At 40.5% G+C, this 26,099-nt stretch carries 23 protein-coding genes; 12 read left to right on the forward strand and 11 right to left on the reverse strand.

From position 1 onward, the window contains the following. The first annotated feature begins 103 nt into the window (after positions 1 to 103). From FTV04_RS01245 to FTV04_RS01265, 5 genes are all read left to right on the forward strand, one after another. Positions 104 to 655, forward strand: a complete 552-nt coding sequence (locus tag FTV04_RS01245) for a hypothetical protein (RefSeq protein ID WP_180088235.1) — start codon at positions 104 to 106, stop codon at positions 653 to 655. A 96-nt stretch (positions 656 to 751) separates the two neighbouring features. Continuing rightward, positions 752 to 1,714 carry an allantoinase PuuE gene (puuE, locus tag FTV04_RS01250; RefSeq protein WP_180088237.1) on the forward strand — a complete coding sequence of 321 codons (963 nt, stop codon included), beginning with the start codon at positions 752 to 754 and terminating at the stop codon, positions 1,712 to 1,714. A gap of 143 nt (positions 1,715 to 1,857) precedes the next feature. Next, a complete protein-coding gene (gene uraD / locus FTV04_RS01255; protein ID WP_180050819.1) occupies positions 1,858 to 2,361 on the forward strand; it encodes a 2-oxo-4-hydroxy-4-carboxy-5-ureidoimidazoline decarboxylase in 504 nt (167 codons plus the stop codon). Then, the gene (gene uraH / locus FTV04_RS01260; RefSeq protein ID WP_180088239.1) at positions 2,358 to 2,678 is read left to right on the forward strand and encodes a hydroxyisourate hydrolase; all 321 of its coding nucleotides are present in this window, start codon (positions 2,358 to 2,360) and stop codon (positions 2,676 to 2,678) included. The genes uraD and uraH overlap by 4 nt, the downstream gene beginning before the upstream one ends. A 30-nt stretch (positions 2,679 to 2,708) precedes the next feature. Continuing rightward, the gene (locus FTV04_RS01265) at positions 2,709 to 4,088 is read left to right on the forward strand and encodes a nucleobase:cation symporter-2 family protein (protein ID WP_180088241.1); all 1,380 of its coding nucleotides are present in this window, start codon (positions 2,709 to 2,711) and stop codon (positions 4,086 to 4,088) included. 225 nt (positions 4,089 to 4,313) lie between these two features. Here the strand turns inward: FTV04_RS01265 and FTV04_RS01270 are convergent, their stop codons facing one another. Both FTV04_RS01270 and alc read right to left on the reverse strand, forming a co-directional pair. Continuing rightward, entirely contained in the window at positions 4,314 to 4,814 is a 501-nt protein-coding gene (locus tag FTV04_RS01270) for an ureidoglycolate lyase (RefSeq protein ID WP_180088243.1), read from the reverse strand. 89 nt (positions 4,815 to 4,903) lie between these two features. Beyond that, positions 4,904 to 5,911 carry an allantoicase gene (gene alc / locus FTV04_RS01275; RefSeq protein ID WP_180088245.1) on the reverse strand — a complete coding sequence of 336 codons (1,008 nt, stop codon included), beginning with the start codon at positions 5,909 to 5,911 and terminating at the stop codon, positions 4,904 to 4,906. A gap of 208 nt (positions 5,912 to 6,119) precedes the next feature. On the opposite strand from alc, the gene hpxO reads away from it, so the two are divergent. Next, positions 6,120 to 7,277: an FAD-dependent urate hydroxylase HpxO gene (gene hpxO / locus FTV04_RS01280; protein ID WP_180022858.1), complete on the forward strand. Its 1,158-nt coding sequence runs from the start codon at positions 6,120 to 6,122 to the stop codon at positions 7,275 to 7,277. 104 nt (positions 7,278 to 7,381) lie between these two features. Here hpxO and FTV04_RS01285 read toward each other — a convergent pair whose 3' ends face one another. Continuing rightward, the gene (locus tag FTV04_RS01285; RefSeq protein ID WP_180088247.1) at positions 7,382 to 8,311 is read right to left on the reverse strand and encodes a LysR family transcriptional regulator; all 930 of its coding nucleotides are present in this window, start codon (positions 8,309 to 8,311) and stop codon (positions 7,382 to 7,384) included. Positions 8,312 to 8,559: 248 nt separating this feature from the next. Between FTV04_RS01285 and FTV04_RS01290 the strand changes: the two genes are divergently transcribed. Beyond that, positions 8,560 to 9,615: an aromatic ring-hydroxylating dioxygenase subunit alpha gene (locus FTV04_RS01290; RefSeq protein ID WP_180054681.1), complete on the forward strand. Its 1,056-nt coding sequence runs from the start codon at positions 8,560 to 8,562 to the stop codon at positions 9,613 to 9,615. Between the two features lie 70 nt (positions 9,616 to 9,685). Here FTV04_RS01290 and FTV04_RS01295 read toward each other — a convergent pair whose 3' ends face one another. Then, complete coding sequence (locus tag FTV04_RS01295; RefSeq protein ID WP_168379617.1) at positions 9,686 to 10,126, reverse strand: DUF2147 domain-containing protein; 441 nt, start codon at positions 10,124 to 10,126, stop codon at positions 9,686 to 9,688. Positions 10,127 to 10,650: 524 nt separating this feature from the next. On the opposite strand from FTV04_RS01295, the gene FTV04_RS01300 reads away from it, so the two are divergent. After that, the gene (locus tag FTV04_RS01300) at positions 10,651 to 11,487 is read left to right on the forward strand and encodes an SDR family oxidoreductase (protein ID WP_180088249.1); all 837 of its coding nucleotides are present in this window, start codon (positions 10,651 to 10,653) and stop codon (positions 11,485 to 11,487) included. Positions 11,488 to 11,666: 179 nt separating this feature from the next. Here the strand turns inward: FTV04_RS01300 and benE are convergent, their stop codons facing one another. The 6 genes from benE to catA form a co-directional block, all read right to left on the reverse strand. Continuing rightward, positions 11,667 to 12,890, reverse strand: coding sequence for a benzoate/H(+) symporter BenE (gene benE, locus FTV04_RS01305; RefSeq protein WP_180088251.1), 1,224 nt, complete (start codon positions 12,888 to 12,890; stop codon positions 11,667 to 11,669). 63 nt (positions 12,891 to 12,953) lie between these two features. Beyond that, a complete protein-coding gene (gene benD / locus FTV04_RS01310; protein ID WP_180088253.1) occupies positions 12,954 to 13,739 on the reverse strand; it encodes a benzoate diol dehydrogenase BenD in 786 nt (261 codons plus the stop codon). A gap of 14 nt (positions 13,740 to 13,753) precedes the next feature. Further along, positions 13,754 to 14,770, reverse strand: a complete 1,017-nt coding sequence (benC, locus tag FTV04_RS01315) for a benzoate 1,2-dioxygenase electron transfer component BenC (RefSeq protein ID WP_078190731.1) — start codon at positions 14,768 to 14,770, stop codon at positions 13,754 to 13,756. Between the two features lie 94 nt (positions 14,771 to 14,864). Beyond that, positions 14,865 to 15,374: a benzoate 1,2-dioxygenase small subunit gene (gene benB / locus FTV04_RS01320; RefSeq protein ID WP_168379612.1), complete on the reverse strand. Its 510-nt coding sequence runs from the start codon at positions 15,372 to 15,374 to the stop codon at positions 14,865 to 14,867. After that, complete coding sequence (benA, locus tag FTV04_RS01325) at positions 15,371 to 16,768, reverse strand: benzoate 1,2-dioxygenase large subunit (protein WP_180027181.1); 1,398 nt, start codon at positions 16,766 to 16,768, stop codon at positions 15,371 to 15,373. The genes benB and benA overlap by 4 nt, the downstream gene beginning before the upstream one ends. 85 nt (positions 16,769 to 16,853) lie before the next feature. After that, on the reverse strand, positions 16,854 to 17,774 hold the full coding sequence (gene catA, locus FTV04_RS01330) for a catechol 1,2-dioxygenase (RefSeq protein ID WP_078193335.1): 921 nt from the start codon (positions 17,772 to 17,774) through the stop codon (positions 16,854 to 16,856). A gap of 281 nt (positions 17,775 to 18,055) precedes the next feature. Between catA and FTV04_RS01335 the strand changes: the two genes are divergently transcribed. The 4 genes from FTV04_RS01335 to FTV04_RS01350 all read left to right on the forward strand — a co-directional run bounded on the left by FTV04_RS01335 (position 18,056) and on the right by FTV04_RS01350 (position 24,474). Beyond that, positions 18,056 to 18,970 carry a LysR family transcriptional regulator gene (locus tag FTV04_RS01335; RefSeq protein WP_180073804.1) on the forward strand — a complete coding sequence of 305 codons (915 nt, stop codon included), beginning with the start codon at positions 18,056 to 18,058 and terminating at the stop codon, positions 18,968 to 18,970. 191 nt (positions 18,971 to 19,161) lie between these two features. Next, the gene (locus tag FTV04_RS01340; protein WP_180088255.1) at positions 19,162 to 20,535 is read left to right on the forward strand and encodes an MFS transporter; all 1,374 of its coding nucleotides are present in this window, start codon (positions 19,162 to 19,164) and stop codon (positions 20,533 to 20,535) included. Positions 20,536 to 20,661: 126 nt separating this feature from the next. After that, a complete protein-coding gene (locus FTV04_RS01345; RefSeq protein WP_180088257.1) occupies positions 20,662 to 21,975 on the forward strand; it encodes a DcaP family trimeric outer membrane transporter in 1,314 nt (437 codons plus the stop codon). A gap of 369 nt (positions 21,976 to 22,344) precedes the next feature. Further along, entirely contained in the window at positions 22,345 to 24,474 is a 2,130-nt protein-coding gene (locus tag FTV04_RS01350) for a TonB-dependent receptor domain-containing protein (protein WP_180088259.1), read from the forward strand. A 107-nt stretch (positions 24,475 to 24,581) separates the two neighbouring features. Here the strand turns inward: FTV04_RS01350 and FTV04_RS01355 are convergent, their stop codons facing one another. Then, positions 24,582 to 26,018 (reverse strand): amidase, encoded by a 1,437-nt coding sequence (locus FTV04_RS01355; protein WP_180088261.1) that lies wholly within the window; start codon positions 26,016 to 26,018, stop codon positions 24,582 to 24,584. Between the last annotated feature and the right edge of the window lie 81 nt (positions 26,019 to 26,099).

The raw sequence follows: 26,099 nt of genomic DNA on the forward strand, positions 1-26,099 counted from the left end.
GAGGATCAGAAAGCTTGTTTGAATCGATGTATTTCATCCGCAGATTATGCACGAATGCTAAGAAATCCGGAGTGCAAATATTAACCAAAAAGAAGATCGTTTTTTGATTTATGAAAGAGATCTATTATTTTTAAACCTAAATTTGGGTTTTATCTTATTTATATTGGCAGTGCTTACAATAGTAATTACAGCTAATATATGGTTTATTACACTTTGTATTTTTATTATTTGGAATGCAATAATTTATCATCCTCATATTTGGTTTGTAGATTCTATTGATTTAAAACAAGATATAAAAAATAAAACAAATGAATTTGAGAGTGTAAGACAGGAGAAAGGTGATTTTGAATATTTTAATGATGGTTTCACTTACACTACAACTGGGCCTGAAATAAGCACTAAAACTATATTATGGAAAAATATTCAAAGTATAGATGTCGTACGCCAAGATCTTGGAACCATTGATGAGATTCAGCTCTATATATTGTGTTCAAATACAATCATTTATATTACCGAAAATACACCGGGTTATTACTATTTCATTGATCAACTGCATCAGAATTTTCCAGAAATAGATGAAATTTGGCAAATTTCAATCATTGCAGATGATTCAGGGCAACCATTCAATATTTTAAAAAAAGGCAATGGTCATTGATATGAAAAGTTATTTAGCCGTCTACGACATTGGCGCATAATTTGCTTGTTTCTACCTAATTTTTTACTGTTTGATATAACAAATTAGGAAGTTGAAGTGACTACAGGCTACTTACGTGGACAAGACTTAATTGACCAGATCCAACAACAGGATTATTCCAGAGACCTAATTGGATATCATGGCGATGTACCTCAAGTCGTATGGCCTAATCAGGCACGTATCGCAGTGCAGTTCGTGTTGAACTATGAAGAAGGTGGAGAGAACCACATCGAACATGGGGATGCAGGCTCAGAACAATTCTTATCTGATATTATTGGAGCGGCTAGTTTTCCTGCCAAGCACATGTCGATGGACTCGATGTATGAATATGGCTCCAGAGCAGGTTTTTGGCGGATTCATGAAGAATTTAAAAAACGTGATTTACCCATGACGGTCTTTGGCGTGGGTATGGCTTTAGCGCGTAATCCTTATATCGTCGAAGCAATCAAACAAGCCAATTATGATGTCGTTTCACATGGTCAACGCTGGTTACATTATCAAGATATGCCGATAGAGCTGGAACGTCAGCACATGGATCAAGCGATTAGTGTGCTTGAAGCTTTATTTGGAAAGACGCCTATTGGTTGGTATACAGGGCGTGACAGTCCCAATACACGTCAGCTATTGGCTGAATTTCCGCAAATCAAATATGACTGCGATCACTATGGTGATGATTTACCTTTTTGGAGTCATTTGACGAATGAAAATGGTCAAACCCGTCCTCATTTAATTATTCCATATACACTCGAAAGCAATGATATGAAGTTTTGTTCACCAGGTGGTTTCAACAGTGGTGAACAATTTTATCAATACCTTAAAGATGCTTTTGATGTGCTATATGCAGAAGGTGAAAGCGCGCCAAAAATGTTATCGATTGGGATGCATTGTCGTATTTTAGGGCGACCAGGCCGTTTTAAAGCACTACAACGATTCTTAGATTACGTGCAATCACATGAAAAAGTGTGGATTTGTCGCCGTGGTGATATTGCGGAACATTGGTATACACATCATGCAGTCTAGTAAAAAAATATTTGGATAAAGAGGAGCTTAGCTCCTCTTTTTTTAGGCCTGTACTTAGGTAACTGACATCATAGACCTAGGTTGGCACTGATATTGCAAAACTAAATTTGAACAATCATTCAATAATTTTAGGCGATTTTATAGTGCAACTTGTTGAATTTAATAAAGCATCCGAAGCAGATGTAAAAACTTTTTTAAAGCACTGTGTGCAAATTGAAAGCTGGGCAGAACACATTGTGGCGCAGCGCCCTTATACCTCTGTCACGCAAATCATAGATCAAGCAGTAAAAGCTGCAAATGCTTGGACTTGGGATGAAATCAAAAATGCTTTAGATAACCATCCCCGGATTGGTGAAAAAAAGGCGCAGGCTGAATTAAGTAGTTTTGAACAACAATTTTCAAATCGAGAACAGTCTAAAATTTCAGCAGATGAAGAAACTCAATTTGCATTGCTCAAAGGCAATATCGCGTATGAGAAAAAGTATGGTTATCTCTTTTTAATCAAAGCCTCTGGCCTTAGTAGTGAAGATGTACTACAGGCACTGCAATATCGATTATTGAATGATCCTGAAACAGAAAAAAGAATTGTCCATCATCAACTGGCTGAAATTGCCTTATTAAGATTAAAACAGGAGCTTAGCGCATGATTAGCTCACATATTTTAGACACCAATCTAGGCAAACCTGCAGCGAATGTCCACATTCAATTATTTAATGCTGAAGGTAAGTTGTTGGGTTCAGCCCAAACCAATGCTGATGGCCGCGTTAATGATTTTGCACTCAAGGAATTTACAGCAGGTGCGTATAGCCTTGAATTTGCGACTGCTGAATATTTTCAGACGTTAAATACCGAAACCTTTTTTCCAAAAGCTGTGATTCATTTTTATGTAAAAGATGCCTCGCAGCATTTTCATATTCCTTTACTCATTAGCCCATTTGCATATTCTACGTATCGCGGAAGCTAAGAGCAAAGTTAAAAAATAGGGGATATAAAAATGACAGAACAAGATAAAACAGTTTCACCAGAACATGAATATTTAGGCGCAGGGAAAAGCCTTGCCTATGGACTACAGCATGTATTAACCATGTATGGCGGTATTATCGCTCCGCCATTGATTATTGGTACAGCCGCGGGACTTGAACCTGCGCAAATCGGTTTATTGATTGCCGCGGCGCTTTTTGTCGGTGGCTTGGCGACCATCCTACAAACCGTAGGTGTGAAATATATCGGTGCAAAATTACCCTTAGTTCAAGGGGTTTCATTTGCAGGTGTGGCGACGATGATTGCCATAGTAACCGCAGGCGGTGGGCTTTCTGCTGTTTATGGTGCGGTGATTGTTGCATCTCTAATTGGCTTTTTTCTAGCACCTTATTTTTCAAAAATTATTCGTTTTTTCCCACCGATTGTGACTGGCTGTGTGATCACCGTGATTGGTCTTTCATTGCTGCCTGTCGCGGTACGCTGGATGATGGGTGGGAACAATAAAGCACCAGACTGGGGAAGTGCTGAGAACATCAGTTTGGCATTTTTAACTTTGGGTATCGTGATTGCGCTGAATTTAACACGTAATGCAACCATTCGACGTCTATCTATTTTGTTAGCCATCGTCTTCGGTACGGTGCTGGCTTATGCCTTTGGCTTTTGCGATTTTTCTAAAGTTGCACATGGTAACTGGATTCAATTTCCAAGCTTCTTTGCTTTCGGTATGCCAACTTTTGAGTTAAGTACCATTATTGCCATGCTGATCGTAACTTTAGTGATTATGACTGAAACGACGGCAGACATTATTGCTGTCGGGGAAATTGTAGGTACCAAAGTGGATGCTGAGCGTATTACCAATGGCTTACGTGCAGATATGCTATCTAGTGCAGCAGCGCCAATTTTCGGTTCATTCATGCAAAGTGCTTTTGCACAAAATGTCGGTTTAGTAGCGATTACAGGTGTGAAAAGTCGCTTTGTTGTCGCAGCGGGTGGAATGATTTTAGTCGTATTAGGCGTTCTACCAATTATGGGGCGACTGATTGCAGCGATTCCAGTCCCTGTATTAGGTGGTGCTGGTTTAGTTTTGTTTGGAACGGTTGCGGCAAGTGGTATTCGTACCTTGGCGAAAATTGACTATAACGAGCAAAAGAACCTCATCATTGTTGCGACTGCAATTGCAGCAGGGATGATTCCAATTATCGATCATTCTTTCTATGCAAACTTCCCGAAATGGGTGCAAACACTCTTTCACTCAGGTATTAGTTCAACTTGTTTGATGGCGATTATTTTAAATATTGTGTTCAATCATTTGAATTTATTTAAAAATAAAGAAGTGAATATGAGCAAAGATCAGGTTAAAAACCCAAGCATGGCGATAGATGTGCATCATTAATCATGGCAGATCTTGGGTCTTGAACCATACGATGATTCATAGAATATAGTTTGTATCGAACAATAAAGCCCTCGAAGTAGAGGGCTTTTTTATTGCGATATTTTTTAATTAAACTATATCAAGAGGTGAAATAAATTATGTATTAACAGATGGTTAGATGGTTAGATGGTTAGATGGTTAGATGGTTTTTAGTCTATTTAACTCTAAGTATTTAAGCTAAATACATTAATTTGAAATGTGAATAGGCATTGGGAACTGGAACACATCACAATTATGCCCAGTCCCAATACGATCGATGACGGCAAAGCTACTTGGTGCTTCGAGTGTCAGGAGAGGATGATGCCATGTTCCTGCACGATAGTTGACTCCTTGGCTACCATCAGTGATGAAAGCACATAGCTGTGTAAGATCGGGGCTGTGATCATCCAACGCAGGTGCAACTACCACTAAAAAAGCCTGTGCTTGCATTGGAATAAACGCTTGTGAGCCGTTGGGATGCCGCTCTAACATCGAAATCGTAAAAGGCAATTCAGTGGTTTTGATATTTCTAAAGATGCTAATTCCAGCAACCGCATCACCTGAAATTTCTGCTTCCACGAGCGCATGATATCGCTCTGTATGTGCGTCATTGATGTGGAAAAAATCATGTCCAGTTGTACAAATAACCTCACCAAAAGGCGCAAAGCCTTCAATACTGAGAGCTTGTATTTTTATGCTGTGTGTCATGTTTAGATATCTTATAGGGTATTTAATTAAAAAAATTGAAACCATACACATAGGAAGCACGAAGGCTTCCTATTTTATCAATATTGCAATTAAGGATGTATTTTTCCCCATAACCGTATGCGACTAATCCCCCCGTCAGGAATCATATTGATGCGGATATGCGATATTTTTTCATGCTTTAAAATCTCACTGACGAAGCTATGAATGTGATCCATCTGCATGTCTTGTGAATCTAGCAAAAACGGCCAGAACATACTTTGCGGAATCAGTTGAGGGTCAGTGGCATCTTCCACATAAATAGCTTGTATGGACACTTGCGCAGGGAAGTTGCCTTTAAAATGGGCAGTATCAATATCAATTTTTTCAATTGCACCAGATTGACCCAAAGCCAAAATACACCAGTCAAAACCTGGTGCACGGCGACGTTTAGTTTCCCAACCATCTCCCATATTGATGCCGCGACCAGGGTTAATTAAGTTTCGTGGATGTCCAAAATGAGCATCACTATAAGCAACAACACGTCCACCATTTTCTAGCGCTACGAGGTCTAAAGTGTTCGTACTATCTTGAATCTGAACCTGAACTTCACCATAGACTTTAAATCGCGCAATACCGCCGTCTGGATATATATTTAAACGCACATGGGTAAAAACCTGATCAGTTGAGACCTTCAATATATGGTGTTGGCTCGGGCCCAATACGGTATTGCCTAAGATATTGACCCATGCTGCCTGTGCTAGCTCTCCACTTGGTGCAAAACAGGCCTCAACTGATGCGGAAGCTGGGTAATTCCCAGTAAAGAATGTTGTATCAATATCTAAGGCTTGAATTCGACCAGCAACACCGAGTTGGATAATTGCCCAATCATAACCTGCATGGCGTTTACGACGCGTTTCCCAACCATCCATCCATTTGCCATGATCATCAAATTTATCTTCGACAAAGATTGGTGCATTAAATTGAAGCATGCGTTTTGCTTCTGCAAAAAAATCATCTGAACATTCAAGTATTTTTGCACCAATACGGTCATCTGCTAAATTTGTAAGTGTCTGTAATTGTGCAGGAATATCAAAACTAGGTGCAAGTAAAGTTGCCATATATAAAATCCATTCACTATTTTCATTTAAAACATATGCATTTAGTTTTCAGTGTTAAAAATTTAACATTTGATAAAAACAAGCATTTACACGTGTTTAGAAGCACAGCGTGTGCCAACTTTAGAATTTTTTATTGTTTGTTTGAAAAAATGGCATGCTTTTCGCTTTTTAGGAGAAAGATATTTAAAAAAACACAGGGGAGTTATAGATGGACATTACAATTATTGGTGCAGGTATGGCGGGCCTAACGACAGGGATCGCTTTGAAAAAATTTGGACACCAAGTAACCATCTATGAACAGGCAGAGCAAATTTTACCTGTTGGAGCTGCTATTTCTTTATGGTCTAACGGTGTCAAATGTTTGAACTATTTGGGGCTAACCGAACAAGTCGAAAAGCTCGGTGGCAAGATGGATCACTTAGCCTATATCGATGGCTTAACTGGTGATGTTATGACGCAGTTTAGTCTGTTTCCTTTAATCGAAGAAGTTGGTCAGCGACCTTATCCAGTTTCACGTGCAGACTTACAAAATATGCTCATGAATGAGTTTGGCCGCGAAAATATTCATCTAGGCAAAAAAATGGTGAGCTTCTCAGAACAAGATGATCAAGTGATCACATGTTTTGCCGATGGAAGTGAGGTTCAGGCTGATTTATTGGTTGGCGCCGATGGTACACATTCATTGACACGAGCGTATGTATTGGGGGAACAAGTTGAGCGCCGCTATGCAGGTTATGTCAATTGGAACGGGTTAGTCGACATTTCAGAAGAATTTGCTGCGGCAGATCAATGGACGACATTTGTAGGAGAAGGTAAACGTGTTTCGCTGATGCCCGTTGCCGACAACCGATTCTATTTCTTCTTTGATGTCCCTTTAGCAGCAGGCTTAGAAAATGACCGCACACAATATAAGGCTTTATTTAAAGAATACTTTAAAGGTTGGTGTGAACCGGTGCAAAAGCTGATTGATGCTGTAGATGCCCAAAAAACCAATCGGGTAGAAATTCATGATATTGAACCTTTTGCAGATTTCTACAAAGGTCGTGTGGTGATCGTGGGTGATGCAGCACACAGTACAACGCCGGATATTGGACAAGGTGGCTGCCAAGCAATGGAAGATGCAATTTATTTAGCTCGTTCTTTGCAAATCAATACTTTGGGCTTACAAGATTCATTGCGTCGTTATCAAAATAAACGTAATGAACGTGCTAATGAATTGGTTCTGCGAGCGCGTAAACGTTGTGATGTGACGCATATGAAAGATGAAAGTGTGACGCGCGAATGGTATGCAGAACTGCGTAAAGAACAAGGCAATCATATTATGAAAGGCATCATTAGTAATATTGTAGGCAATCCATTGGATTAAAAAAATAAACTAATAAAACTTTAGCTTTCAGCAGCCAGTACGGGTTATTCGCACTGGCTTTTTTTTAAATAATTATTTGCTATTACAACGCCAAAATATTGGTTTTAGGGGGTCATGGATTTTAAATTGATTTTAATTTCTTCCATTTTTTCCACCAAATGATTAATCATGATCTGAGAAATTCGAGAAGTTTGGCGCTTCGATGCGACACATAAAGCAATGGTCAAACTGTGCAAACCTTTTTCACGGATCGGTTTAAAAATAATCTTATTATTCTCAAGCAGTGGTAAAGCATCCATGTATGACATCAAACTGATACCTAATTGCTGTTGAACCAATGACAATATCATTCTAATGTCATTACATTCGATCTTTTGAATCGGACTAAACTTATGATGTTTATATAAAGTCTGTACATATTCACTAATAATGAGTGGATCACTCGGCAAAATATGCCGTTCATTTAACGTATCTGAAAGATAAATTTTATCCATCCCACCCAAGGTATGATGCGGCGACATCACAAAGCCCAACGGAATTTCTATAAAGGATAAAATCTCTAATTGGCTATGGCTTTTAGGATTTAAAATAATGCCAAAATCTAATTCTGCATCAACGATTTTTCTGGAAATATCTTCACTGCTATTCATGCTGATGTTGAGGTTGATCCACGGATAAGTTTCAGCCATCTTTTGAATACAGTCGACAACAAAGCTATCATTCAAAGCCGCAATAAAACCCATTTCAATGTTTCCTCGGTTTAAACCTTGGATTTCATCAAATCGAGTTCGTGTCAGTTGATATTCTTTTTGCCATTTTAATAAATCGGCATACAGTAATTCACCCGCGAGCGTCAGTTTTAAGCCCTGAGGTAATCGTTCAAATAGGGCAACCCCCAGTTCTTCCTCTGCCAAAACGATTTGCCGATGTACTGCTGAGACTGAAATAAAAAGTTGTTCAGCAGCTTTGCGCAGACTTCCAGTCCGTGCAACCGCCATAAAATATTCAGAAAATCTAGAAAAGGTAATCGACATACAAGCTTCAATCTCTATCGCGTGATTAGCGAATTATAATGTTATGCATTTTAAGCGATATTCATGCCAGCTTTATCAAATCGTGCAGAGATCAATGCTTATTGTTCTAAAAAACAGAACAATCTATGCAAATCATTCTAATAGACAGAAATGTGTTTAGATTTTAATTTCGACTTAGAAAATAAGGATTTAGCAAAATTTAAATAGTGCTAAATGCTAAAGAAATATTGAAAATTTCGAGATGAACTATGAATGCCATTCCAGTACTCAATTTATTTACCCAACCTCAGTGCAGTACATTTGATGCCAACGACTGGAATATTTTGGCGCAGCATTGGTATCCCGTTGCACGTGTAGAAGATGTTTCGACTGAACCGCAACAAGTGCAATTACTCGATGTAAAAATGGCGTTATATCAAACTGAAAGTGGAAAAATTCATTTAGTTCGTGATATCTGTCCACATCGAGGGGTGCCATTAACCAAAGGCTGGGTCAAGGGTGAAGACATCATTTGTCCATACCATGGTTTACATTATAACGGCGCAGGAAAGTGTGTAAAAATTCCTGCACAGCCTGAGTTGACACAAATTTCAGAGCGTTTTTCATTAACTAAATTTCCAGTCGTATTGAAATATGGATTGGTGTGGACCAGTTTATTTAACCGAGATGAATCTACGGCCAATTTTCCAAATTTAGACACGTGGGATAACGAGCAGCACCAATCTATATTGCCACCTTATGTAGATATTGGTGGTTCAAGTGGGCGCCAGCTCGAAGGCTTTATTGATGTTGCACATTTCGCATGGGTGCATCATGAGAGCTTTGCAGACCGTGAAAATCCTAAAGTACAAAAATATTCGACAGTACGTACGGACTATGGACTACATACAGAATATCTTAGTGATGTGAGTAATTATCCGCATGGTTTACAACATTTAGCGCCAGAAGATTTTTTATGGAAAAGAACGTTTGATGTCTATCCGCCATTTTCTGCAATTTTAACCATCGATTTTCCTGAAAATGGAGTGTTAAAAATATTAAATGCCTGTTGTCCTGTATCGCATAATAAAACCCGTTTATTTGTGCCTTTAACTCGTAATTTTGATACCACAGGCGATTTACAAGCGGTCTATGATTTTAATGCACAAATTTTTGCTGAAGATCAGGACATGGTGGAAAGTCAAAAACCTGAGGAATTGCCACTGGATATCAGTATGGAGGCGCATTTCGAAGCAGATCGCTCATCGACAACCTATCGTCGAATATTAGCCGAATGGGGGCTAAGCAAACGTTATACCGTTTAAATTTTATATTTGAAGTATTCATACAAAAAAGCGACTCAATCGAGCCGCTTTTGACTTTGTACACTAAGGATTAGTTTACACGTATCCATGTCTGGCTGCGTCCAAGCGCAGATACACCAATATAGCCACGACCATTTAAAGTCTTGCCGTCATTCGACATTTTGGCATTGAAACTATAGGTTTTACCATTTTTCGGGTCAGTAATTTTACCGCCGTCATAGGTATTTTTACCGGTATTTTTCAAACCATTCACGATTTGCACACCGAGTAGTGGTTTATTGTGGAATTTACCTACACATTTTTGGCAGTTTTCTGCTTCACCCGGGGTGAGTACATCCACGATTTTTGCAGATAAAACGCCCTTTGATGTTTCATTAAATTGAACTACAGATAAAGGTTTTTTGGTTTGGTCATCGATGGTTTTCCATTTAGTACCATGCAATGGATCAGCAGCCAAAGCTAAGCTAGACACCAGTGACAAACCGATTAGGCTAAGAGTTGTTTTTATCATTTTAGAACCTCTATTGAACATAGTAAGAGATGTGCATCCCTGATCTTCCAAAAGGTGGATACACAAGACTTGGAAAATTACAAAACATCAGCCTTGCTGTCTTCAAGGGCTATATTCACAAAAAAATAAGTATATATTGTGGATTTTATATACTGATTTTGAATATGTAGAATCTGGATCGTGTAGAAAAATAGAATAAATGTTGAGCTTTGTTTATAACATTTGGGATTTGTATCACTTTTATAAATATCAAACGCTGTTTGAGCTGAAAAATTTAGAGCTACAATCCCAAAAAAAGCCGGAGCTAAAAGGCTCATTTAAGTTTTCAATTTTTGCTCTAATCATGTTGAATTACATTAATTTGATTTGAAGCAATAACGCTAAAGAGCTATGTATAGCATTCATATTTTACAATTAAATAAAATCATTTCATTCATAGATCAGTTCTCGTTAAGCTTGTGTTATGAATAATATGAAAATGCAGCTTGTTCACTGAACGAGATTAAGTGTGTATAGGAATAACGATGAAAAATTTTAACAACAAAGTCGCAGCCATTACTGGAGCAGGTTCAGGTATTGGGCAGCAGTTAGCCATTCAACTGGCTCAATCAGGTGCGCATCTAGCATTAAGTGATCGCAACCTTGACGGTCTTGCACAAACGGCTGAAATGATTAAGCACACCGGTGTGAAAATAATTCAGACCCAATTAGATGTGTCTGATCGTGCCGCTGTAGAGCAATGGGCGGCTGCAACCCAAGCTGAATTTGGCCAGGTCAATTTGATCTTTAATAATGCAGGTGTCGCGTTAGCCAGTACTGTAGAAGGTATGCATTATGATGAAATTGAGTGGATTATGAATATTAATTTCTGGGGCGTGGTATATGGGACAAAAGCATTTTTACCGTATTTAAAACAAAGTGGCGATGGACATATAGTTAATATTTCCAGCTTATTTGGTTTGACGGCTCAACCGACTCAAAGTGCCTATAATGCAACGAAGTTTGCAGTCCGTGGTTTTACTGAATCTTTACGCCAAGAATTAGACTTGGAAAATGCTGGAGTCAGCGCAACTTGCGTGCATCCGGGTGGGATTCGAACCAATATTGCAAATAGCGCGCGTATGAGTGACAGTATTCGTGCGTTAGGGATGAACCCAGATAGGGCAACCAAAGCATTTAATAAAGTGCTAAAAACACCGCCTGAAGTCGCAGCAAAAGGCATTTTAGATGCGGTAAAGCAGAATAAACGTCGAGTTTTAATTGGTAATGATGCCAAAATTATTGATTTAATTCAGCGAATTGCACCTACACGTTATGCCCAAGCCATAGATCTACTTAGTGGTAAGAAAAAACGTAAATAATTCAAAGATAAGTAAAAAAGGGATGATGCAACATGATCCCTTTTTTATCCTATAGAGCTCTTAATTTCGAATATTGAATTTTTAAGTTTAAATGACAAGAAAATCAAAAAATTGAGTTTTCGATTAAACAAAGAAGATGTAATTTTCCATCTTCTTTGTATTAGCAATGCGTTTGGATATTATGAACTTTTAGAATCTTGAGTCGTTGTCATTGGCGCTTGTGTAGTTACACGGTTGGTCAAAATGACATGTGCCGCAACACCGATACAAATCCCCCAAAATACTGAGCTTAGCCCTAAAAAATGCATACCTGAGGCTGTCGCTAAAAAAGTGATTAGCGCCGCATCACGGTTGGCCTCATTTTTCATCGCAACGGACATGTTTGTTCCAATCGCACCTAATAACGCTAAACCTGCAAGTGCAGCGACCAACTCTTTAGGTAATAGGCTAAATAACATGACAATACTGCCTGCAAATAAGCCGCCTAAAATATAAAAAATACCATTGGCAATACCAGCTATATAACGTTTTTCTTTTAGTTCATGTGCATCTTTGCCCATACACATGGCTGCGGTAATAGACGCTAAAACAATGGTAATGCCTCCGACACATGCTACAGCGAGCGAGGCAATACTGGTCGCAGTGATAATGGGCTTAGCTGGCGTGTCATATCCACTTAGTTTCATGATCGCCATCCCCGGAAGGAATTGACCACTCAGACTGACTAAAATTAAGGGAATCGCCAAATTTAAAGTCGAGTTCCAAGTCCAAACTGGAGCAATAAACTGCGGTATAGCGAGTTGAAAATTCACATCAACAGGATTAATTTTTCCTAATGTAAAACTCAGGATGACACCAGTCAGTAAGACCCAAATCATCGCGTAGCGTGGCGAAAGTCTTTTCGATATGAGAAAGACCAATAACATGCCAAAGACAATGATCGGCATACTATCTGTCGCAGTGAACAGTCCAAGTCCAAACTGAAATAAAATACCTGCCATCATTCCCGCAGCGACATCTTGAGGAATCCATTTTAAGAGTTTGTCAAAATAGCCAGTGATGCCAATCAAGAAAATAACAATAGCGGACGTGATATAAGCTGCTATGGCTTCATTCAGTGAAATATTCGGAAATAGGGTGACTAAAAGGGCTGTACCGGGCGCTGACCACGCGGTAATCACCGGGGTTTTATATTTAATAGAGAGATAAATACCCGCCAGCGCAGCACCAATAGAAATCCCCCAAATCCATGAAATCATCATGGCTGGGGAAACTTGAGCTTTTTGTGCGGCTTGGAAAAAAATAATCAGTGGGCCTGAATATGAAATCAGCACGGCTAAAAATCCTGCAACCGTCGCTGAGATCGACCAATCTTCTTTTAATGTTTTTAACAGGGGTGCCATCGCTTTTGCCTCCATGCGACTATGTCAATGAGCCTGTTGAATTAAACCAATGATTTTTAGAGATTAACCTTGATCTCCACCACCAACAGGGACGACTGTTCCTGTCATATAAGATGAATCATCGGATGCCAAAAATAAGATGGCATTGACTTGTTCCTGAATTGTGCCATAGCGGCCTAAGAATGTGCGGTCAATGGTTTGATCGACCACGTCTTGCATCCATTGTTTTTCATGATCTGACAATGGGTTGGCGTTTCTAGGTACTTTTCGTGGTGGCGCTTCTGTACCACCTGTAGCTACGGCATTGACTCGAATACCATCTTTGGCATGTTCAAAAGCGAGTGCAGAGGTTAAGCCATTTACCCCACCTTTTGACGCTGAATATGGCACACGGTTAATACCACGGGTTGCAATAGAAGATACATTTACAATTGTCCCTTGCTGATTTTGAATCATTTCAGGTAACACGGCTCGGCAGCACCACATAGTTGGAAATAATGAACGATTAACTTCCTTAATGATTTCTTCTTCTGAAAACTCTTGGAAGGGCTTCATCCAAATCGCACCGCCAACGTTATTGATTAAGATATCAATTCGGCCATATTTTTCAATGGCTTGAGCAGCAACTGCATGAGCGCCTGCAAATGTTTCAAGGTTGGCTTTAACAATAATGGCATCGCCATTGTGGGCTTGAATATCGTTCAGCGTATCTTCAACAAAATCTGAGAGATCTGCCAATACCACTTGAGCACCTTCTCGGGCCACTTGAAGGGCGACTCCACGACCGATACCTTGAGCGGCACCGGTTACGATGACAACTTTATTGTTAAATCTGGCTTGTTCTGACATTAAACTATTCTCCCTTAATTCGCTGAGAATTTTTCAAACAAGAAGTTTGCAGGTTTAACGCCTTCGGTATCTAACCAGCCACGTACCGCTTCGACCATCGGCACAGGACCACAGAGGTAAATATCTACATCGCCATTGTTTAACCAATCTTTTTCAACATGACTGGTCACATAGCCTTTACGTTCATGCTGTGACTCAGGGTGAGCGACCACAGTACGGTATTCGAACCATGGGAGTTTGCTTTGTAATTCATCGAGTTTGTCTTTAGCTACGATGTCAAAGTCATTGGTTACGCCAAATACAAGACGAACAGGTTGTTCAGAACCTTTTTCTTCAAGCACTTGTAACATGGACATAAACGGCGCAATACCTGTACCACCTGCAAGCATGACCACAGGGCGGACAACATTACGCAGATAAAAACTACCAAAAGGTCCTTTGAAGGTCATTTTGTCGCCGGCTTTCGCATCGGCACTCAGGAAAGTACTCATTTTGCCTTCAGGGACATTACGAACCACGAAGCCTGTTAAACGATTGCCCGGCTTTGAACTAAACGAATACGAACGAGTTTCTTCAGTCCCCGGAATGCCGACATTGACGTATTGACCTGCCAAGAAGTTAATGTCAGGTTGACCTTCATCCAGTTGAATATCAAAGGTAATCGTAGAATCCGACATATTTTCAACACGAGACAATGTGCCTTGAAACTCATGAATTTCAGTTTTACACACGTCAGATGATGCACTGATTTGGAAAACCGCATCTGAACTAGGACGACATTGGCAAGCTAAAATATAACCTTGCTCTGCTTCTTCGGGGGTTAAAGCGTCTTCGATATAAGATTCTTCAGGCATGTCGTAAGTACCCGACTCACAAAATGCACGGCATGTCCCGCATGCGCCATCACGGCAATCTAGAGGGATATTGATTTTTTGACGATAGGCTGCGTCGGATAGGGTTTCACCTTGAGCAACACTAATAAAACGAGTAACGCCATCTTCAAATTGAAGTGCAACATTATGGTTTGACATGGCTGAATATCCTTTTGAAAATCTGGTATAACGTGTCCTTTCAGCCAAATATCCTTCTGGCTGAAAGTTAAACCTTGCTTAGTGAAATAAGCTTTTATAGGTGATAAATATCAATAACTTGGTTGATATAATCGTTTTTAAGAACAACATATTTACTGAGGATTTTTGGCTGCTCGCCTGAAAAATCAATTTCATAACGTGACATGCCAAAGTAGCTATAGTTGGTTTTGTAGCGGAAACTTAAGGTGTTCCAGTTAAAACGCACCGTGACTTTGTCGCCATCACGTTCAACAATCTCTACGTTATTAATGTTGTGGCTAGTTCGTGTATCCGGCATCGTGGCAGATGAACGCTCAGTTTTAATGCGGAAGACACGGTCTTCTAAACCTTGACGGTCTGGATAATAAATCAAAGAAATCTCAGACTGTGGATCTTCCGTTAGGCGGTCGTCGTCATCCCAAGCTGGCATCCAAAATGATGCAGTTGGGGCATAGCACGCTAGCCATTCATCCCACTGTTCATCATCTAAAAAACGCGCTTCACGGTAGAGGAACTGAGATACAGCTTCAATGCTTACGCTGTCTAAATGTGCAGTTGCATTCATGCGACATCTCCTTGTTCATTTGCGACTTGTTCTGCCAATTCTTTTTCTTCAGCAATGGCATGTTTCATGGTTTTTAACCAATATTGATGCTGAGCAAGGTAAAGACCTTCATCTTCGGTTTTGATGCCACTTAATAGAGGTTTTAATCCAATTTCATTGGCTGCATCATCCGGTCCATGAATCCAGTGTTTTGAACCACGGCACATGTCGTTCCATTCCAGTTCAATCCCTGCATAACCTGCTTGGCAGGCACGGAATTCTTCTAAATCGTCAGGTGTTGCCATGCCTGAAGCATTAAAGAAGTCTTCATATTGACGAATACGACGTGTACGTGCTTCTGGCTCTTCACCGACAGGGGCGATACAGTAAATGGTGACTTCAGTTTTATTGACAGAAATCGGGCGTAAAACTCGAATTTGTGAACCGAATTGATCCATCAAATAGACGTTTGGATAAAGACATAGGTTACGTGAACGCTCGATCATCCATTTCGACATCGGTGCGCCGAATTTTTCGGTATATTCATCGGCTTTGCTAAAGTTTGGCCGGTCTTCTGGGTTAGCCCATTGTGTCCACAACAACATGTGACCACTGTCAAAACCATAAGAACCACCGCCTTGCTTGCCCCAAGAACCCGCACTCATGGCACGAATATTATCTGCCGCTTGTGCTTCTTTACGGTGCTGAGTGGTCGCTGCATAGTTCCAATGCACGGCTGATACGTGATAGCCATCTGCGCCATTTTCAGCTGTCAGTTTCCAGTTACCTTCATAGGTATAGGTAGATGAACCACGTAAAACTTCCAAACCGTTTTCCGACTGACCTTCGATCATGTCGATAATTTTGGTGGTTTCACCTAAGAATTCTTCAAGGCTTGGCACATCAGGATTTAAGCTACCAAATAAAAAGCCTTTATAACTTTCAAAGCGCGCGACTTTTTTCAAGTCATGTGAACCATTTTGGTTAAAGCAATCTGAATAACCCGCTTCGGCAGGGTCTTTAACTTTGAGCAATTTACCTGAGTTATTAAAAGTCCAACCATGGAATGGACAGGTGTAGGTTGCTTTATTGCCTTTTTTATAACGACATAACTGTGCGCCACGGTGTGAGCAGGCATTGATCATGGCATTCAGTTCACCATTACGGTTACGTGCAATGATAATGGGCTGGCGACCGATATGAGTCGTGTAATAATCATTGTTATTTGGAATTTGGCTTTCATGTGCCAAATACACCCAGTTACCTTCAAAAATGTATTTCATTTCAAGATCAAACAACGCTTGATCGGTAAATACTGAGCGGTGCAGTTTAAATTCACCAGTATCAAAATTATCGACAAGAAGTTCATCAATACGATCTAGATGGCTGGTGTTAATTACAGGAATACGTGGCATGTCCATTCTCCGACTGTCCAATGAGGGGATAGTCGCCGAGTTGTCAAACTTGGATGAGACAGCTCGGCTTCCTTTGAGTGAGTAATTAAGCGCTAGCGCGTCGACGATCAACTTCAGTATTTGGTGCTGCGGCTTGTTCTTTAACTAACTCAACATTAAAGCTAATGTGCTTAAACGGTTGGTTTAGACCACGACGCGCAATTTCAGCTTCGTCTGTGATATCAACAGCAGTTGCTACCAGACCATCACGAGTTGCAAAGGCAAAGTCGTCCCAAAGGTATTTGTCACCTTCGATGTTGAATTGAGTGGTTAGCTTGCGGTAACCTGGTGCAGAGATAAAATAATGTACATGTGATGGACGGTTACCATGACGGCCTAATTTGTCTAAAACAAATTGAGTTGTACCTTCTGGAGGGCAGCCATAACCAACTGGCATCGTGGTTTGTGCAACATATTTACCGTCTTGGTCAGAAAGAATCGTACGGCGAAGGTTAAAGTCAGATTGTGACTTATCAAAGAAAGAATAGTTACCCAGGCTGTTGGCATGCCAAATTTCAACTTTAGCGCCTTCAATGATGTTGCCTTCGGTATCTGTTACTGTACCTTCAATAAACAGAGTTGGAATTTTATCGGTTTCCGTACCATCATCCATACGAGCAAAGCCAACTGATTCAGGTGCGCCAGCTACATATAAAGGGCCTTCAATGGTACGTGGTGTACCACCTGTAATACCTGCTTTCGCATCAGCTTCATCGGCACGTAAATCAAGGTAGTGCTCTAAACCTAAACCAGCGGCTAAAAGACCTAATTCGTTCGCTTGACCTGCATCTGTAAAATACTCTAGACCTTTCCATAGTTCAGTTTGAGTAATATCTAGATCTTCAATCGCTTGGAATAAATCACCCAATAAACGGACCACAACTTGCTGTACACGTTGGTCAACAGGCCCTGTCGCTGTATCTACGTTCATTTGTTTAACCAGAACATCAATCTCTTGACGGTTCATACAATATCTCCTTAAGTATGCATTTAAGTATGGGTGGCTATCACTCGATAAAAGAGGTCTTTGGCTGCCACGTTCCTTGTTTGGTTGTCTAACAATACTTTTTAAGTTGTTTCGTGTAGCGGCTGAAGCTTCTTTCAGGTAATGCGCTGCACGATGTTTTTGATCTGTTGGATGGGATTAAATTTGCTTAATCCTGTCTATGTGATATACCTTAAAAGAATAAAATCTTCACGTCGAAGATCAAATTTGCATTTTATTATACTTAATAGGTATCGATAACCATGGAACTAAGACACTTAAGATACTTTGTCGCAGTGGTTGAAGAGCAGAGTTTTACCAAAGCGGCAGAAAAACTATATATAGCTCAACCACCTTTGAGTCGGCAGATTCAAAATTTGGAACATGAGCTTGGAATTCAGTTATTTGAACGCGGTAGCCGACCGCTTAAGACCACAGAAGCAGGCCAATTTTTTTATCATCATGCTTTAAAACTTTTGTCTAATGCAGAAGAAATTAAATCGATGACGAAACGAATCGGTTTGACCGAAAGAACAGTGACAATCGGTTTTGTGAGCTCTTTATTGTTTGGTTTACTCTCGAATATTTTGTACTTATTTAAGCAACAACACCCACATTTAAAAATAGAAATGGAGGAAATGGCCACCACTGAACAAATCAAAGCATTAAAAGAAGGTCGTATAGATGTCGGCTTTGGGCGTTTGCGTATTTCAGACCCCGCGATTAAACGGGTTTTACTGCGTGAAGAACGCTTAGTGGTAGCCTTACATGCCAGTCATCCTTTTGCACAAAAAAAGGAAGGTATATATCTTGCAGATCTGATCGATCAGCAATTGATTTTTTATCCAAATCACAACAAACCAAACTTTTCGACCCAAGTGCGTGGCATATTTTCAGAGTATGGTTTGGAACCTAAAAAAGTACGTGAAGTACGTGAATTACAACTGGCACTGGGCTTTGTTGCAGCCAATGAAGGGGTTTGTATCACCCCAATGAGTGCCCAAAGTGTGCAATTAACACATTTAACCTTTGTTCCGATCTTAGACGAAGCCGCGATCAGCCCTGTATTTATGGCTGTACGTAATATGGATGAAAGCGAAGATATTCGTGGTTTATTTGATAGTGTTTATCAAGTATATGATTTAGAAGCGATTCCTTATGATCGTGCTGTGTTTTGAGTATGCTGTCGCTAGACGTTCAGATGAACTGCACATATGAAATGATCTATTTAAATAAAGCGGAATCAAGGGATTAATTTGTATTCAACTTTTTAGGTATACAAACATGCCTAATCGGTTTTGGACATTAAGCACCGACTTATTCATTGTGAAAAGCGAATTTTACAAGCTTCACAATTAGGAGGTGGGCTATGCAAAACCAGAAAATTAATATTAATACCTTGGTTGATGAAGCCAAATTTACGCCATTTCATTGGGGTGTTTTGATTTGGTGTCTTTTGATTATTATTTTTGACGGTTATGACTTGGTGATCTATGGCGTTGCCTTACCGTTGTTGATGCAAGAGTGGTCATTATCTGCGGTACAAGCCGGCTTACTGGCAAGTACGGCTTTATTTGGCATGATGTTTGGTGCCATGTGTTTTGGCACACTGTCCGATAAAATTGGTCGTAAAAAAACCATTATGATCTGTGTCGGTATTTTTAGTGGTTTTACCTTCTGCGGCGCTTTTGCAAGTACGCCAGTCGAGTTTGGTATTTTACGCTTTCTTGCCGGTCTAGGCATCGGTGGCGTTATGCCGAACGTTGTGGCATTAATGACAGAATACGCGCCAAAACGTATACGCAGTACCTTAGTTGCACTGATGTTTAGTGGTTATGCCATTGGTGGTATGGCTTCAGCATTATTGGGAGCTTGGTTAGTGCCAATATATGGCTGGAAAATCATGTTTTATATTGCGATTATTCCATGTCTGGCACTGCCTTTAATTTGGAAATTCCTCCCTGAATCATTGATGTATTTAACCTCAAAGCATAAAACAGATACGACTCGAACAATCGTCTCAAAAATTGCCCCTGAACAAGTCCTCACAACAGATACGCAATTTGTACTCAATGAAGTTTCTGAAGAAGACAAAGCTCCGTTAAAAGCATTATTTCAACAAGGCCGTAGTTTCAGTACGTTCATGTTCTGGATTGCATTTTTCATGTGCTTATTGATGGTTTATGCACTTGGAAGCTGGTTACCAAAATTGATGATTCAAGCTGGCTATTCACTTGGTGCAAGTATGATCTTCCTCTTTGCACTGAATATTGGTGGAATGGTAGGTGCTATTGGTGGTGGTGCTTTGGCAGACCGATTCCATATCAAAAAAGTACTGAGCATCATGTTCATGTGTGGCGCATTGGCTTTAATCTTACTGGGCTTTAACAGTCCGCAAATGGTTCTGTATACCTTAATTGCTGTAGCAGGAGCAGCTACCATCGGTTCGCAAATCCTACTTTATACCTTTGTCGCACAATACTACCCAACCACGGTACGTTCTACAGGTATGGGCTGGGCATCGGGTATTGGACGAATTGGTGCAATCGTTGGACCGGTACTTACTGGTGCGCTGTTAACGATGAATTTGCCGCATCAAATGAACTTCTTGGTGATAGCCATTCCCGGTGTCATTGCTGCTTTAGCGATCTTTATGGTGAATTTGCAAGCATCGGTAGAAGCGTCCACTCAAGGTCAATCGCCAAAGCTCAATACGCAAGCCATTAAAAATCCAGCAAATTAAGCTGTCATTTACAGATTTAACATTACCCCAAAATTTTAAGTTTCCAGGCCCTGATGCACAGCATGAGGGCTAGTGGGAAATTGTGACAAAAAATCAGGAAAGGGCATCGCCCAAATCGAGGTCAGGATGAAAACTCAAAAGCTAAATTTAGTCAAAAAAACCTTTAAAATTAAACCGATGATACTAGCTTGTGCAGCCGCGTTCCCCATGTGGACACATGCGGCAGTCAGCGAAGCTGAAGTTGAGCAGTTGCGTGAAGAAGTCAAAGCGTTAAAAGCCATGATGCAGCAATATGTTCAACAACAAAACATCTTGTCGAGTGAAATCAAAGACGTAAAACAACGACCTGTAGTTGCTGCACAAGCACTAAAACCGACTCAAACACCGAGCCTGAGTTTAAATACCAAATCGGGCGCTGAGTTTAGCTTGTATGGCAATGTGCGTGCAGATGCATCTTATCAGTCAGAAGGCGGCAGCTTATCTCGCTTATATAACCAAATGAATAGTGTTCCGCTAGAAGGGAATGCTGAAAGTTCAGATCGTTTAAAAGCAACACTTGCTGCCACACGTTTAGGACTAGACTTTAAAACGCCAACTCAAGTGGGAGATGTAGGCGGTAAAATTGAAGTCGACTTTTTGGGCGCAAATGATGGACTGAGGATTCGTCATGCCTATTTGACCTATGGTGATTGGTTGGTGGGGCAAACATGGTCTAACTTTGCTGTACCTGATTATATGCCTGAAACCATTGATGCATTGGGCTATGTCGGTGGTGCTGTTAAACGTACACCACAAGTTCGCTATAGTCACAAATTTAGTCCAGAGACAAATCTTGTACTCGCTGCTGAAGATTCTAAGGATGACAGCTCAAATATGCGTTTGCCTGCATTAACAGCGCGGTTAAATTATAAAATGATAGATACGCTGATGTTAAGCGCACGTGCGATGGGTGCTGAAAAGAAAACGGATACGGATACAGAAACTGCATGGGGGCTTGGTCTGGGCGCAAAACTAGATTTGACGGATAAAACAGTGCTCAAAGCGGATTATTACCATGTCAAAGGCGACAGTAGTTTTGTGTCATGGACGAACCAAGGTTTTGTGACCAATGCGGATAAAGACATCATCGCCACCAATGAATTTGACTCGATTACAGTAGGTTTAACTCAACAAATTTCAGCACAATGGCGCGGAACATTGGGCTATGGTTATATGAAAGCAGATAATAATGCAGATTATGTCAACTCATTAGTCGATAAAACCAAGGCCAATAAAAACTTGTGGCAAGCATGGGCAAATGTATTTTACAGCCCTGTTAAGCCGATTAGTTTAGGTCTGGAATATGTCTATGGTGAACGTGAAGCTTTTGGTGCTGCGCCAAATGGCAGTACTAAGGGTGAAGATAACCGAATCAATGCGGTCGCGATGTACAACTTCTAATGCCCTTACAGAGAATTGTTTAATTTAAATTGCCTTAGAAATTTCAATATCAATTTAACGAGAGCGTGATTGAAAGTATGTTCAGGATTTGACATCTAACTTTCCGAAAATCTTTGAATGCGTACTCTCAATCCATACACGCCCTTGATCTTCTCAGATTGAGGGCTTTTATCTTATTTAGAAACTTTTATTTTTTGACTAAAAAATATAATTATCTGTTTTATTTCATTTAACAAATCATTTGAATATAAAAATACGAAGAAGGATATTGATAAAAATCATGAATTTTGAAATATTTTGATACATACATGACGATAAAACACACTACAATCCTTGCCGTCAATTTCGTTTCACTTAGAAGACGCAATCATGGATGTCCCTCAATTTTCCAAATATAACAACACGTCACTTAAGCTTTTAAGCCTGATGATGCTTACTGCAATGGCACAGTATAGTGTTGCAGATAGCAATGTATTACCTGAAATCACCATTAACGTTGAACAAAGTTCAATGGATGATCAAATAAAAAAAGCACTGACTAAAGTAAATGGTGCAACCAATGCGATCGTTGCAGCAGACATTCAAGATGTACCCAAGCGAACAAATGCTGATTTATTTAAAAATCAACCGGGGATATACGCGGCATCTTCAGGAAATGAAGGGGTGAAACTGTCGATACGTGGCTCGGGGATCAATCGTGCACCGGGGGCGCATGCTTCAGGGTTGTATGTAACCTTAGATGATTTGCCATTTACAGGGCCAGGGGGAACACCTTATGAACTGCTTGAGCCGCTGTGGGTAGACCATATAGAGGTTTTACGGGGGGCTAATGGTTTAACACGTGGCGCATTAAGCTTGGGTGGTCTAATTAACTATGCCAGCCCAACCGGAAAAAATGCAGCAAAATTATCAGTGCATCATGAAATGGGTAGCCACGGTTATCAAAAAAGTGAAATCAGCTCAGGACAACAAATCGGTGACTTAGACTATTATCTGTCCTTAACGCAAAGTGATGATGATGGTTTTCAAGATCATTCCTCAAGCCAAAGTAAAGGTTTATCGGCCAATGTGGGCTATCAAATAAATCCTAACCTAGATACACGTTTTTATTTGCGTTACCGAGAGACTGAACACCAAACACCGGGACGTCTAACCCAACAGCAGATTGAACAAGATCCCAAACAAGCAGTCCCCCTAAATATCTCACTGAATAATAATCGCCCGCAGCCGGGAAGTCTTTGGTTGGCGAATAAAACCAATATGACCTTGGAATCAGGTGATCGTTTACAGATGGGTCTGGCCTATCATCATTATCCGATGGATTTGCAAGAAGGATTGTATAGTACCGATGTTGACTATGACGATATCAGCACCTTATTCAACTATCAATTTGACCGAACGCTGAGTGGGCATGAAAGTCAAAATACTTTAGGTTTTCGTAGTACCACGCATTTACCTGATGGTCAGGTTATTGAGCGCTTGCGCGTAGCGCAAGGCGCGTATGCTGCGGGTACAGAAACGCGGCATTATACCTACCAAGGTGGTGACTATGTTTTACATTATGCCAATGCCTTGGCACTACATCCACAGTTTTGGCTCGATAGTCGTGTCGCCTTGGCGTACATCCACCGTGAAAGTGAAGTGACATGGCCTGTGCAAAGCCATAAAGAAAATATTCGTGAATGGAATGTCCTGCCATCGCTAGGTTTTCGTTATCAAATTCAACCTGAAACACAGCTCTTTGCCAATGTCAGTCGAAGCTTAGAAGCACCACATCCATGGGCTTTAATTTGGGGTTCGGATCAATACTTCCCAGAAGGTAGTGGCGCAGCAACGGGACGCCAAAGTGCTCCGATTCATTTGAATAGTCAGACAGCGAATACTCTTGAACTAGGTGGACGTGGTCAACATGCATTGGGTGAATGGAATATTGCATATTACTATTCACAGGTTAAAAATGAACTACTGGCCGTTGAAATCCAATCAGAGCCTAAAAAGATTATTGCTGAATCGAATGCTTCAGACACCATCCATCAGGGGCTTGAAATCGGTTTAAACAGTTCACTTTGGCAAAATGATGAATATGGACAAGTTCAACTGAAACAAGCCTATACCTTGAATGATTTTCACTATAAAAATGATGCAGTTTTTGGAAAAAATGAGCTTGCAGGGATACCAAAACACATCTATCAGGCTGAACTGAAATACGAACATCCTTTAGGCTTCTATGCCGCAGTCAATACACTTTATGCCGCAAAGGTCGCAACAGACTATGCCAATAGTTTCTACGCAAAAGATTGGCAAATTTGGGGATCATCGTTCGGCTATATACAACCGCAAAAACAGTATATGGCGTGGTTGGATTTTAGAAATATGGGCAATAAAAAATATGCATCTACCGTTACACCGGGCTATAACGATGCCGGCAAAGATCCTGCTCGTTTAACACCGGGTGAAGGTCGGGCGGTATATGCAGGACTAACGTATCATTTTAATTAAGTATCTTGTATTCAAATACAGTTATCCCTTGCAAAGCCTTATGCTGCGGATCTGAGAATAAAAAAGGGAGCCAATCAGCTCCCTTTTTTAAACCTTTGATTGGGCTGTTAAGCAGTTCGAGGCATATCCTGAATACGTCGCCATGGCTGAGCTTCTTCAATTTCATACGCCAGTTCGATCAAGGTTTTTTCATCCCCGACATCGGCTGATATTTGCATACTGATCGGTAGTCCATCGTTTTGCGTTTCTCCCATAGGAATCGACATACCCGGCGCACCCACCACATTTTGGATAGGGGTAAAAGTCACATAGTTCTGTATACGTTCGAATAACTGGTCAAACGGTAATTGAGGTGACAAATAGCCAATTTTAGGTGTGGTATGTGCAAGTACAGGCGATAGCAAAACGTCATAATGCTTAAAGATTTCACGATATTGCTGCTGCATTTTCTTTAATCGATACAGAAACAGCGGGGTTTTATAAAAGTTCTTTTTATACAACTTCGATAAACCAACGGTTAAGTGATCTAACTCTTTTGGATTAAAGTCAGCACCAAAAATTTTCTTGCCAAATGTACTCAGTAAAAAGGACAACATCCCCCAATATTCACTGAAATCTTCAACAAAGCTTAAGGAAAAAGGTAACTGAAGTTCTTCAACATGATGGCCTAATTTTTCTAAGAGTGCTGCGCTATGCATTAACGTTGCAGTTGTTTCGCTATCTATTTGCCCTGTAATCGATTGCGGGACTAAGCCGATGCGTAGTCGACGTTTAGAAGGCCCATGAATCATGCCTATGCGTGGCAACTTTTTATTATAATAACTTGACTCCATTCCTGCATAGAAATGCGCAGTATCTCGTATGCTACGGGTTAGGACACCTTCACTGATGATATTAATCGGAAGAGAGCCTGCTGCTTCACTATCAAAAGTACGGCCACGGCTAGGCTTTAATCCAATCAAACCGCAGCATGCAGCAGGGATTCGAATCGAACCACCGCCATCATTGGCATGGGCAATTGGCACTACACCGGCTGCAACGAGAGCTGCGGAACCCCCTGAAGATGCGCCGCAGGAATAACTTAAATGCCACGGGTTATAGGTGGCTGATCCATCTTTATATTCGGTGCTGGCATTTAGACCAAATTCAGGGAGCTTAGATTTGCCTAATACGACAAAACCTTGATCTAAGATTTGTTGGCTAATTTGAGGATTACGGTCGGCAGGTTTTGAACCTATGGCCTTTGAACCATGGCGTGAGGGCAATCCTTGATAATCTAGATTATCTTTAAAGAAAAAAGGGACGCCCGCAAATAGACCATGTTCAACATATTGATTTTTCTCTAAAGCACGTTGAAAACAGTCCAGTTCAATGGCATTTAGATGCGGATTGACTTGTTCCGCACGTGCAATGGCCGCTTGTGTTATTTCCTGTACAGAGGCTTCTTTAGATTTGATGAGCTGTGCAATCCCCACAGCATCTAGATCTGTGAGTACATCCGAACTAAAGGCATGTATGCGTTGACTGTGTTTTTGATCTTCCATGAACGAACCTATTTGTTTTTTGAATTTTGGTAAATTTTGAATGAATTCGTTGTTATCTCAACAACAAATATATGTATTTGA

The sequence above is a fragment of the Acinetobacter sp. YH12219 genome (assembly GCF_013417875.1).
GTDB lineage: Bacteria > Pseudomonadota > Gammaproteobacteria > Pseudomonadales > Moraxellaceae > Acinetobacter > Acinetobacter amyesii.